Below are 12,519 nucleotides of genomic sequence, written 5' to 3'. Positions count from 1 at the left end.
TCTAATGACCTCCCATTATTCTTGTGCTGCTTTTAAAGCTTGCAATTTCTTTTGTAAATCAATAATTTCAGTCATTAATTTTAACTGTAACATTTCATCACCAAGTTGTTTTGCATTGTTAAAAGCAGACTTTTTCTTCTCTAATTGTTCTACAATCGGTGCATCTTGTACTACTATTTTAACACAATCTTTAATTTCTTCATCATTGAAATCCGCATCATCACTAGTCATTTCTAGTTCAGCTAAAGTAGCTTGAATTTGCGGTTCACCTACAAAATCACTAAATTCAGACGCATTGTATTCAGCATGATACCGAAAATATTCTTGTGCAAACATAAATATTTGTTGATATAAATCATGCACAAAAGCAAAATCAGGATTTCGACGAACTTTTTTCCAAACTTCAGAATTGTGTAACATCATATTTAACAAATGGCGTTCTGCATTTTCAACTCTTGAATAGTGTTTAGTTTCTTGATTAATTATCGTGGGCGTTTGAATAAACCGTTGTCGGTTATGATTGCTCTCGCTGCGTTTTCGACTCACGTTCACATATTTATCAGTTTGGGTTTCTAAACTAGCTAAACTAACATCCAAATTATCAGCTAATTCTTTCAAATAGATGTCTCGTTCAACGTTATTATCAACACCAGCAATAATATGCAAAACCTTATCAATATAGGCTAACTTATCTTCTTCATTAGTTAGGTTATATTGTGAGCGGAGGTAGTTAATTTCAAATTTAACAATAGATTCTCGTCCATTTTTTACAACTTGTTGAAAACTAGCTTCCCCATTATTACGCCGATACTCATCAGGGTCCACTCCATTAGGCATTTGAATAACCCTAATGTTCAAATTGCCACTCTTCCTTAATAAATCAATTGCCCGATTAGTAGCTTTTTGACCTGGGGTATCTCCGTCATAACAAACATAAATTTGTTTGGTAACTCGCTTAAGATCGTAAATTTGTTCTTCGGTTAAGCTAGTACCCATGGAAGCAACCCCATTTTTTACCCCAGCTTGATAGGCAGAAATCACATCCATAAATCCTTCAAAAAGAATTACGTCTTTAGTCTGTCTGATTTCAGCTTTGGCTAAATCAAAGTTATAAATAATTTTTCGTTTATTAAACAACTCTGTTTCAGGTGAGTTAAGATACTTTGGCATATCATCACTTTTGTGTAACAAACGACCAGAAAAACCAACTGTTTTTCCGCTTTCATTACGAATCGGCACCATCATTCGTCCAGCAAACCGATCAAGTAAATTACCATCCCTAGTTTCCGTGAACAAACCAGTTCTTCTTAAATCTTGAAAATCCACTTTCTTTTCTTCAAAGTATTTCTTCAAAATTCGTTCACTAGGAGCATATCCCAAATTAAAGGTTTCAATCATTTCATCAGAAATTTTGCGTTTCTTTAAATAATTTAATGCTTCTTCCCCTAGTTTGGTATTAATCAACACATGATGATACAACTTGGCAGCTGCTTCATTAATATCAATTAATGGTTTTAATTTTTGTTGTTGTGGAGAAGGTTGATTCCAATTTGCCCCGGTAGGCAAATCAATTCCATCATCTTTAGCCACCATTTCGACTGCTTCAGGAAAACTTATACCCTTTAAATCCATTAGGAAACTAAAAACATTTCCCCCACGACCACAACTAAAACAATGAAAAATTTGCTTTTCTTCATTAACAGAAAAAGATGGTGTTCTTTCTTCATGGAAAGGACATAAACCAAAGAGGTTCTTACCAGCCTTTTTTAATTGAACATATTGTCCAACGATGTCTGTAATATTAGTGTTATTACGCACTTTTTCCACAAACTCTTCTGGTACCTTAGCCACAAAAAACACCACCTTTCTTGTTTAATTTTTTATTTAACGACAATCTTATCTACTTCAGCAAAGTGATTAATCATCCGTGCTAACTTAGTAAGTTCTTTCAAACGATTATCTTTAACTGTTTTGTCTTTTGCCATAACCATAGTTTGGTCAAAGTAGTCTTTGATAACTTCTTCTAATCCAGCTAATTTAGCAAAGGCATCCGCAGCACTCAACTTATCAAATCCATCAGAAAGATGATCCATGGCTGCATTCATCTTCAATTCAGCATCGTTTTCAAACAAGATTGGGTCAACGAATAAATCATCAGCTTTGAAGTCAGCTTTCTTAGAAATTCGTTCAACACGAGTTAATGCTTCAATGACAGCTTTGAAATCAGCATCATCTTTATGAGCATCAAGCACCTTAGCACTATTAATGTTGTAAAGAATATCAGCACTAGTTGCACTAACAGCAGCATCAACTAAATCAAATTTGATTTTATCGGCTTTCAAGACCCGTTTAATACGTTCTTTGATGAACAAAATAACATCCTTAATGATTGGCTTTTGATCGACTTTTGGTGCAACCTTAGCCGCATCTTCTCCAGCAATGATGCTATCCATAAGATCAACTAATGGTAATCTCCATTGTTGATTATCAACAATTCTAACGATCCCAGCAGCTTGACGACGCAATGCATATGGATCATTTGATCCACTAGGAATCATACCAGCGGCAAAGAAAGTCATAACACTATCAAGTTTGTCGGCAACCGCTAATACAGCACCAACTTTAGATTCTGGAAGTTCACCGTCAGCTGAAATTGGCATGTAGTGTTCACGAATTGCAGTAGCAACTTCTGGGTTTTCACCAAAGAGTAAGGCGTATTTTTCACCCATAATCCCTTGCAATTCTGAGAATTCACCGACCATACCAGTTACTAAATCAAATTTGTAGATTTCAGCAGCACGTTGTAAGTTAGCTAATTGGTCAGCGTCAAGTCCAACTTCTTTACCGATTAAGTGAGCAATTACTTGTACTCGTTGCATTTTTTCATAAACAGTTGAAATCTTTTCATGGAAAGTAACAGTCTTCAACTTGTTAACAAAGTAATCAATATCGTGTTTTTGATCTTCTTGGTAGAAGAATTCAGCATCGTACAGACGAGCCGCAAGCACTTTTTCGTTACCTTTAATCACATTTTCGATAAAGTCTGAGTTACCATTACGAACTGAGATAAAGAATGGTAATAATTCACCATTTTGATCTTCAACATAGAAGAAACGTTGGTGATTTCTCATTGAAGTGATTAATACTTCACGAGGAACATCTAAGAAACGTTTGTCGAAAGTACCGTAGAAACTAGTTGGGTATTCAACTAAATTATTAACTTCTTCGAGTAGATCATCATCGATATCAACTTTCCAGTTGTTATCATCTGCAATTTTTTCAATTTGTGCTTTGATTTTAGCTTTTCGTTTGTCAGCATCAACAATCACAAATTCTTTAGCTAAATCATCTTCGTAATCAGTTGCACTAGCAATTTCTACTGGTTTACCTAAGAAACGGTGACCTAATGATTCACGGCCTGATTTAACACCAACGAGTTCCATTGGTACCACATCGTTGTCTAGTAAAGCAACAATCCATTTAATTGGACGAACAAATTGGAACTTGTTAGTTCCCCATTTCATCATCGTTGGGAAAGTCATTGATGCAACCACATCAATTAAGCCAGCTAAAACATCGGCAACTGGTTTACCAGCTACGTGTTTGTTAACAAAGACATAGTTAGTTCCTTTAATATCTTTAAACGTAATATCATCAGGAGTTAACCCTTGTCCTCGAGTGAAACCAATCGCAGCTTTGCTCCAGTTACCTTCTGAATCTTTAGCAATCTTTTCAGCTGGGCCCTTAACTTCTTCATCGATATCAGGTTGCTTATCAGCTAATCCTGAAATCTCGATAGCTAAACGACGAGGAGTAGAAAACTTTTTAATACTATCAAAAGAAATTCGGTTTTCTTTAAGGTACTTTTCAGTTTTGACAGCTACTTCGTTAATACTTGGGGTAACAACATGAGCTGGCATTTCTTCCAACCCAATTTCTAATAGGAATGTATGTGTCATTATTTTTTATCCCCCTTGTTCTTATTTCTCTTCTTTTCATTTTCATCACGTTTAGCAAATTCTGCAAGAACTGCCTTACGTTCTTTTTCATCTTTAATTAATGGAAAACCTTCTTTTTGACGTTCTTTAACAAACGCTTTGGCAATTCCATGAGCCATATTACGAATGCGGGCAAGGTAGCCAGCGCGTTCAGTAACAGATACAGCACCACGGGCATCTAACAAGTTAAACGTGTGGCTACATTTCAAAATGTAATCATAAGCTGGATGAACTAATCCTGCAGCCATCAAACGTTTGGCTTCTTTTTCATAAGCATCAAACATTTGGTGAAGCATGTCTTGGTCACTAACTTCAAAACTGTATTTTGAGTGTTCATATTCAGGTTCTTTGAAAATATCACCATATTTAACACCATCAGCGTATTCAAGGTCAAAGACGTTGTTTACGTTTTGAATGTATGATGATAAACGTTCAAGACCGTAAGTGATTTCTACGGCAACGGGATCCATTTGAAGTCCCCCGACAACTTGGAAGTAAGTAAATTGAGTAACTTCCATTCCATCGAGCCAAACTTCCCAACCAACACCGGCACATCCCATTGAAGGGTTTTCCCAGTTATCTTCCACGAAACGAATATCGTGTTCAAGTGGGTTAATCCCGAGTTCTTTTAGTGAATCAATGTATAATTCTTGAATATTATCTGGAGAAGGCTTCATCAATACTTGGAATTGATGATGTTGGTATAAACGGTTAGGATTTTCACCATAACGTCCATCCGCTGGTCTTCTTGAAGGTTCAACATAAGCTACATTCCATGGTTCAGGTCCGATTGCACGTAAAAATGTGAAGGGACTCATAGTACCAGCACCTTTTTCAGTGTCATAAGCATCCATGATCATACAACCTTGTTTACCCCAATATGATTTTAATGTAGCAGCGATATCTTGTACTGACATTGTTTTTGTCATTGTGACTCCCCCTTTTGCCAAACAAATAAAAAAGCCTATGCAAAAGTAAACTAATACTCGTGCATAGGGACGATTTGGTCGCGGTTCCACCCTACTTCTGATGATTAACATCAGCATCTCGAAACGCATTGACTCAAAAAGCGCCAATTGTTAAAAACAATCGTCATCTCACACTAACATGACGTCGCTTAATTGTTATGATTAACAACCTTCTTTTATCTGTGTCAAATATTTAATTACTTATATTATAATTTGATACTTTGATTCAGTCAATTATTATTGACTAATCAATTTTGATTTTCCAATTATTCATCTGATCTAAAAATTTTTTACTTTTTAAGTTTAATCCCACTGAATTATCATAAATTTTATCAATTACCTGACGTAACTTTTGTTTCGTAATCCGATTAACTTTGATATTGCTAATCTTAGTAATATCAACAGCTGAAAATAAACGTAAATAGTAAATCGTCTTTTGATCAAGGTGCATACGATGACTATCAAGAGCAAAAGCATGTTCTCCGATTAAACCACCAAATTTTTCCGAATAATCATAGATTTGATGTTCTTCCCCACAAACAGCGCAGGTCCGAAAATCAGGTGCCACTCCAAATAATGGTAGTAATTGAATTTCAATAATATTAGTAATAATTTCGGCATCAAACCCATTATTAATTAGATTCAAAGCATAAAATATCTTATCAAACCAATGTTTATTAGGAACATTATCTGGAATAGCTGCATCAATTAATCCCATGATATAGGTTGCATAAGCATTAAGATAAATATCTTCACTGATTTGATTAAAATGCTTAACACTACTCCCACTATCAATGTACGATAAGCCATCCTTACGCAACTCACCTTCGTAAGTGCCATAACTAAACGGTAAAATATCACCAACCATTTTAAATTTAGGTCTATTAGCTCCCCGAACAAAGAACATTTTTTTACCTGCTTCAGCTGTAAAAAATTTTACCAACATATCATGTTCACGGTAGTTTTTGCGATAAATTAAAATTCCATGAAATGGTTTACTTTTTGTATTTACCACAATCTCACCCACTAAATATTAATAATCGTTCTTTTCACTGTAGCCTAGGTTGTTAAGCGCAGTATCTTTGTCTCTCCAACCAGATTGAATTCTTACCCAAAGTTTTAAATTAACTTTGCTACCAAGTAATTTTTCAATTTCACGACGGGCACCAATACTAATGTACTTAAGTAATGATCCACCCTTACCAATAATAATTCGTTTTTGACCTTCACGTTCAACGATAATTGAAGCTTCAATCTGAACTTTACCATTTTCGTTAGTTTTCATACCATCAACGTAAACTGCAACTGAATGAGGAATTTCTTGACGGGTGTTTTCTAAGATTTTTTCACGAATGATTTCTTGAACAATGAATCTTTCTGGATGATCAGTAACTTGGTCATCTGGATAATATTGTGGACCTTCTGGCAAATGTTCTACTAAATTATCAATTAATTCATGAACGTTATTACCTTTTAAAGCTGAAATTGGGAATACTTCAGCCCAATCATAAGCTTTACGATAAGTATCCATAATGACTAATAACTTATCTGGGTTAATTTCATCAATTTTATTAATAATTAGGTAAACCGGAACATCAACTTTCTTCAATTGGTCGATGATATAGTTATCACCTGCACCACGTGTTTCAGTTGCACTAACCATGAAGAACACAGCTTCAACTTCACGTAATGAAGATAATGCAGATGCATCCATGTATTCGTCTAGTTTATTTTCTGGTTTATGAATTCCAGGAGTATCTAGAAAGACAATTTGAGCATCTTTAGTAGTATAAACCCCTTGAATTTTGTTACGGGTAGTTTGAGCTTTATCACTCATAATGGCAATTTTTTGACCAACTACTCGATTGAGAAACGTTGACTTACCAACGTTAGGACGACCAACAATGGCCACAAATCCTGATTTAAAGTTTTCTGATTTTTCCATGTAATTTCCTTTTCTTATATTAATTTAATAATGGTAGTTCCAAAAACAACTATTCCAATAATAATGGCAATAATCGTCGAAAATAGAACCCATCCGGCAGCAATATCCTTAATTTTTTTAGCTAATTCATCATATTTATCACCGATCGTTAAATTAACTAAATATTCAGACAATGTATTTACAACTTCGGCTTGTAATACTAAATAGCAAGCCAATACTAACCAAAGAAATTTAAAATAACCAACTCGCATGATTAGTCCAGCTGGTAATACAAACGCCGTCATTAATAAATGAAAGCGGAAATTTCTTTCGTTACAACATAAAGTAGTCAAGCCATCCCAGGCATGACCAAAAGCTTGAATAAAATTTTTATTTTTAGTGGTTTGGGGCTTATTTCTTGAGTCCATAATCATTCAAAATCTTTCGTTGAAGGTCAAACATGACCTTTTCGTCTTCTGGTTCCATATGATCATAACCATTTAGATGCAAGAAACCATGTACAATTAAAAATCCAAGTTCACGATCAACTGAATGGCCTAAGAAATCAGCTTGTTCATTAACTTTATCAATACTAACAAAAATATCACCAATATTTTCAGGAATTTCTGCTAACATTTCATCGCTCATTACAACTGGAAAATCATCGGCATTATCTTCAATTGCAAAACTGATAACATCAGTTGCACGATCAACGCCACGATAATCACGGTTAATTTCTTGAATTCGGTCATTATTAACCATCGTAACTGACATTTCAGTATTATCTTTCAATCCAATTTCTTTAGCCGCAAAGTCGAGAACGTTCTTAATTAATTTCTTTTGTTCATCAGTAACTTGACCATTTGTTTCATCATAAATTTCTAAGTCCATGAATTATTAATCCTTTATTCGTCTTCTTTTTCGTAAGCAGTAATAATCTTAGCCACTACTGGATTTCTAACAACATCTTCAGCAGTTAATCTAATGATTGCAATATTACTAATATTCTTCAAGATTTTGGGAGCAGTTACTAATCCACTAGCTACACTACCTTTTAAATCAATTTGTTGAATATCACCATTAACAATCATTTTTGAATTAAACCCTAATCGAGTTAAAAACATCTTCATTTGTTGATTAGTTGTATTTTGGGCTTCATCTAAGATAACAAAAGCATTATCTAAAGTACGACCACGCATATAAGCAAGTGGTGCAATTTCAATTACCCCACGTTCAATCAATCGTTCAGTATGATCCATTCCTAAAATTGCATAGAGTGAGTCGTATAGTGGACGAAGATATGGATCAACTTTTTCTTTTAAATCACCTGGTAAGAAACCAAGACTTTCACCAGCCTCAACAGCGGGTCTAGTTAACACAATTTTGTCGACTTTTCCTTTTTTCAAAGCAGCAACTGCCATCACAACAGCTAAAAAAGTCTTTCCTGTACCAGCGGGTCCAATTCCAAACGTAATATCATGATGATAAATCGCTTGAATGTACTCCCGTTGACCGAAATTTTTAACTCGAACAGGGTTACCTTTACGGTCTTTGATCAAAACTTGATTGTACAACTCAGGTAAAGCTGTAATTTTTCCATTACGAGCCATTCCAACAGCAGAAACATAATCACTAGCATTAACTTCAATTCCAGCATGAATTAATTTCAACATATTAAACAAAATATCATTAACTAATTGAACATCATTTTCATCATGTCCCTCAATTTTAATAATCCCTGCGGAATAACGAATCCAAACGTGGAATTCTTCCTCTAATACTTTAATAAATCCATCTTGAGTCCCAAATAATTTGCTTTGATCATTGGGATTTTTTAACGCCATTTGTTTTTCAAATTCAAAATTTTCAACCAATAAAAGTAATCTCCTTAATACCTAATTTTCCTAAATTCTAGCATAAATTAAGGGTTTAAAACAGCGATACAACCTATGACTATTTTAATTGATCATTAACGGCCTTTTTAACGTCATTACCGTCTGCTTTACCTCTAACCTTACCCATCACAGCACCCATAACTTTACCAAAGTCACTTTTACCAGTGGCACCTAATTGTTCTACTGTTTCTTTAACAACTTCAGCAACTTTTTCTGGACTCATTTGTTTTGGTGCGTATTTTTTAAGAATCTTCATTTCTTTTTCTTGTTGTTCAACAAGGTCTTCACGAGCCCCAGCTTTGAATTGTTCGATTGAATCTAAATGTTGCTTAATTTCACGATTAACTACGGCTGCAGCTTCATCATCACTTAATTCGTGACCTAATTTGATTTTTTCATTCATCAAGTTACTCTTAAGCATTCTAATAATAGTTAATTCATCTTTTTTACCAGCCTTCATAGCTGTTTTTAAATCGTTAGTTAAAGTTTCGTTTAATGACATAATACTTCTCCTTAAGTTTATTTAATATTCAAAAAAAAAGCAATCAAAAGTGATTGCTCTTTCTAATTAGAACTTGTTACGGCTCTTTTTCTTTTTATTGTTACGTTTTCTTGCTGCTTCAGATTTTAATTTACGTTTAACACTAGGTTTTTCGTAAAATTCACGCTTACGAAATTCCTGGAGAGTACCGCTCTTAGAAACTGTACGTTTGAAACGACGAAGAGCATCATCAAGAGATTCGTTCTTGCGAACAACTGTTTTTGACATTTAAAAATCCCTCCCTCCAAGTTTTAGTGTGTTGAACGTTTCCACTCAACAAATATAATTATATCTTATCCAAAAACGTCCGTCAACGAAAGATTAAAAGAATATTTAAAAATTTAAAACAATGTATAATAAAAGTTAATAAATCCCAATCAAGGAGCGTTCAATATGAAGACAATTTATAATGTTTTTGTTATTTCTGATTCTAGTGGTCAAACTGGGACGGCAATTGCTAAAACTGCTGCTGCTCAATTTCCTGAGGCTCGTGCCAATATTAGTCAATACCCATTCATTAGAACTAAATCAATTCTTAGCGGAATTCTCAAACTGGCAAAGGAAAATAATGCCATTATTTTTCATACCCTAGTCAATCCTGAACTAAGTGATATGGTTTCATTATTTGCTCGCCAAAACAAATTATCTAGTTTTGATTGTATTCAAAAACCAATTGATATTATTTCTCATCGACTCAATGAATCATCTGCAGAGGTACCCGGTTTAGTGCATAACTTAAATGCAGAGTATTTCAAACGGATTGCTTCAATTGAATTTACCGTTGCAAATGATGACGGTCGTAATCCAAGTGGCTTAACGAAAGCTGATATTGTTATTCTGGGTGTCTCAAGAACATCTAAAACTCCACTATCATTATACTTAGCTAACGAAAGCTATAAAGTTGCTAACGTTCCGATTGGCCCTAATATTCAACTACCAAAAGAAGTTTGGGACGTTGATCCAAAAAAAATTTTTGGCTTAACTAACTCCGTAACTAAACTCAAACAAATTAGAACTCAACGAATGAAAGAATATGGTCTAGACGGTGAAACTCCTTATTCAAATCCAGACAATATAAAAAAGGAACTTGACTATGCCAAGAACCTTTATCGTAAAATCGGATGTCTTTCAATTAATGTTGCAAATAAATCAATTGAAGAAACTGCAACAATCATTACTGAAAGTCTTCCCAAAAGATCTATTATTATATAGTTTTTGCTTCAAGATCCTTAATCATATCAGGATTAAAAGTTTGTGTCCGTAACATTTCAACTTCATATTTATGTGGATCAATTTTGATCTTATCATCTACTTTAATTGCAGGTGTTTCCATAATTTTGGGAACGTCCTGCAATTTTTCGTAATGAGCAATTTTATTTAATGCTTCAAAACCAATTGTTCCAAATCCAATATTGGCATGACGATCTTTATGACTCCCCATTGGATTTTTATCATCATTTAAATGAACAACCTTTAATTTGTCTAAACCAATCACATCATCAAAATGTTTCATTACTCCATCAAAGTCATCTTTAACATCATAGCCTGCATCATAAGTGTGACATGTATCAAAACAAACTGAAACTTTGTCTTTTAAATCCACACCATCAATAATTTCAGCAATTTGTTCGAAGGTCGTACCAATTTCAGTACCTTTACCAGCCATTGTTTCAATTGCAATTTGAACTGTTTGTTCCGGTTTAATTACTAAATTCAATCCTTTGATTAACTGTTGGATTCCAGCTTCAACCCCTGCACCAACGTGAGCACCTGGATGTAAAACAATTTGAGTTGCTCCCATGGCCCCTGCTCGTTCAATTTCTTTTTGTAAAAACTGAACGGCAAATTCAAAACTAGCGGGTTTCTTGGTATTAGCAAGATTAATAATATATGGTGCATGAACCACTACATCTAGTAGTCCATTTTCTTGCATATATTTTTTTCCTTCTGGAATTTTTAACTCATCCAATGGCTTGCGGCGTGAATTTTGTGGTGCACCTGTATAAACCATAAATACAGTTTCATCATCTTTTTTAGCTTCTTCTGCTGAACCTAAAAACATTTTAGGGGCTTTCATGGCTACGTGAGATCCAATTAGAAATTCTTTAGTCATTAGTTTTCTCCTTTGGTTGTTGTACAACATATTTATTCAAAACACGTTGATAAGCTTTACCATCGTTGTAAGTATTCCACATGATGTTAAATTCAGTGAAATCAGATTTTTCGTTTTTCAAAACTGCTTCCTTTAATTCGGTAACCGTATGAATAGGTTTGGTTGGCAACCATTTTTCATAGCCAACTTGAATTCCAGGATTCTTTGCATACTCTTTATAATCGTACATAAAGAAAATCATCGAATGAGCTTGGGGCATCAAACTATAATCGAATGCATACGAAGAATAGTCAGTTACAAATGTATCAGCGATTGACATTAAATCAGTCGTAGTAAACTCATCATATATTTTGACATTATCTAAATTAAATTGATCCAGCTTTAATTTATTTCTATCAACATCTTGATATAACTTAACTGCCACAACTGCATTTTTATCAGCTGCTAAGGCCTTAATTGTCCCTTCTGGTGGATTGATTTCATCAGATGGTCGATATGTTGGTGCATACAAGATGACACGTTTATCCTTCAATTCAGGAGCTGCTGCATATACACGCTTGCGCACAACATTAATCCATTTTTCACTAAATAAACGATCTGAACGAGGTGTGCCTAAAAATTGCATCTTTTTATATGGCTGTTTGAAACTGTTTTCGAACACCTCTGCCATTGCTGGTGAAGCCACCACAAATTCATCAAAATTATTATAAACAGTTTGATGACGTTTCTTTTTCAACCATGAATACTGTTTGAATTTAGGAGTATCAATTCCAAAACACTTAATTGAACCATCCGCATGCCAGAGTTGTACAATTTTCATTTTATTTTTAGGACGAGTTAGCCCTGCAATAAATGCGTAATAGTTATCTACAAAAATTATGCGAGCTGTCATAATTCCCGGAATCATGCGAAAAGCAAAAGCAAATCCTCTTTTCATAGGAATAGCTGTAATTCCAAAAGCCTGTAAATCATAAGCAGCTGCCATAACTCTTGGATTGTATAACACAACTAATTTTTGATTGGCTGGCAGCATCGCTGCTGTCTGTTTAATCATATGTAAGTTGTTGTTATAACTCATAA

The 12,519-nt window shown here is 34.4% G+C and carries 13 protein-coding genes; 1 reads left to right on the top strand and 12 read right to left on the bottom strand.

The genetic code is table 11. The features are described from left to right. Positions 1–15: 15 nt before the first annotated feature. From dnaG to rpsU, 10 genes are all read right to left on the bottom strand, one after another. Positions 16–1,851, bottom strand: coding sequence for a DNA primase (gene dnaG / locus ACQW5G_RS07605; protein WP_429970857.1), 1,836 nt, complete (start codon positions 1,849–1,851; stop codon positions 16–18). Between the two features lie 29 nt (positions 1,852–1,880). Continuing rightward, the gene (gene glyS / locus ACQW5G_RS07600) at positions 1,881–3,959 is read right to left on the bottom strand and encodes a glycine--tRNA ligase subunit beta (protein WP_429970856.1); all 2,079 of its coding nucleotides are present in this window, start codon (positions 3,957–3,959) and stop codon (positions 1,881–1,883) included. Then, entirely contained in the window at positions 3,959–4,927 is a 969-nt protein-coding gene (glyQ, locus tag ACQW5G_RS07595) for a glycine--tRNA ligase subunit alpha (protein WP_429970855.1), read from the bottom strand. The genes glyS and glyQ overlap by 1 nt, the downstream gene beginning before the upstream one ends. Positions 4,928–5,210: 283 nt before the next feature. After that, positions 5,211–5,981 (bottom strand): DNA repair protein RecO, encoded by a 771-nt coding sequence (gene recO, locus ACQW5G_RS07590; RefSeq protein ID WP_429970854.1) that lies wholly within the window; start codon positions 5,979–5,981, stop codon positions 5,211–5,213. A gap of 18 nt (positions 5,982–5,999) precedes the next feature. Next, entirely contained in the window at positions 6,000–6,911 is a 912-nt protein-coding gene (gene era, locus ACQW5G_RS07585; protein WP_429970853.1) for a GTPase Era, read from the bottom strand. A 14-nt stretch (positions 6,912–6,925) separates the two neighbouring features. Further along, complete coding sequence (locus tag ACQW5G_RS07580) at positions 6,926–7,318, bottom strand: diacylglycerol kinase family protein (protein WP_429970852.1); 393 nt, start codon at positions 7,316–7,318, stop codon at positions 6,926–6,928. Then, positions 7,302–7,781, bottom strand: coding sequence for an rRNA maturation RNase YbeY (gene ybeY / locus ACQW5G_RS07575; RefSeq protein ID WP_429970851.1), 480 nt, complete (start codon positions 7,779–7,781; stop codon positions 7,302–7,304). Before ybeY ends, ACQW5G_RS07580 begins: the two co-directional genes overlap by 17 nt. A gap of 14 nt (positions 7,782–7,795) precedes the next feature. Then, complete coding sequence (locus tag ACQW5G_RS07570; protein WP_429970850.1) at positions 7,796–8,764, bottom strand: PhoH family protein; 969 nt, start codon at positions 8,762–8,764, stop codon at positions 7,796–7,798. 79 nt (positions 8,765–8,843) lie between these two features. Continuing rightward, the gene (locus ACQW5G_RS07565) at positions 8,844–9,287 is read right to left on the bottom strand and encodes a GatB/YqeY domain-containing protein (RefSeq protein WP_429970849.1); all 444 of its coding nucleotides are present in this window, start codon (positions 9,285–9,287) and stop codon (positions 8,844–8,846) included. A 66-nt stretch (positions 9,288–9,353) separates the two neighbouring features. Next, entirely contained in the window at positions 9,354–9,554 is a 201-nt protein-coding gene (gene rpsU, locus ACQW5G_RS07560) for a 30S ribosomal protein S21 (RefSeq protein WP_429970848.1), read from the bottom strand. A gap of 165 nt (positions 9,555–9,719) precedes the next feature. On the opposite strand from rpsU, the gene ACQW5G_RS07555 reads away from it, so the two are divergent. After that, positions 9,720–10,538: a pyruvate, water dikinase regulatory protein gene (locus tag ACQW5G_RS07555; RefSeq protein ID WP_429970847.1), complete on the top strand. Its 819-nt coding sequence runs from the start codon at positions 9,720–9,722 to the stop codon at positions 10,536–10,538. Here the strand turns inward: ACQW5G_RS07555 and ACQW5G_RS07550 are convergent. Together ACQW5G_RS07550 and ACQW5G_RS07545 are read right to left on the bottom strand one after the other, a co-directional pair. Further along, a complete protein-coding gene (locus ACQW5G_RS07550; RefSeq protein WP_429970846.1) occupies positions 10,531–11,439 on the bottom strand; it encodes a deoxyribonuclease IV in 909 nt (302 codons plus the stop codon). The genes ACQW5G_RS07555 and ACQW5G_RS07550 overlap by 8 nt on opposite strands. Continuing rightward, positions 11,432–12,517 (bottom strand): CDP-glycerol glycerophosphotransferase family protein, encoded by a 1,086-nt coding sequence (locus tag ACQW5G_RS07545; protein WP_429970845.1) that lies wholly within the window; start codon positions 12,515–12,517, stop codon positions 11,432–11,434. The genes ACQW5G_RS07550 and ACQW5G_RS07545 overlap by 8 nt, the downstream gene beginning before the upstream one ends. Positions 12,518–12,519 lie beyond the last annotated feature (2 nt).

The organism is Fructilactobacillus sp. Tb1 (assembly GCF_050500285.1).
In the GTDB taxonomy this organism is placed as follows: Bacteria; Bacillota; Bacilli; order Lactobacillales; family Lactobacillaceae; genus Fructilactobacillus.
This window is presented reverse-complemented; position numbering and strand designations above follow the sequence as displayed.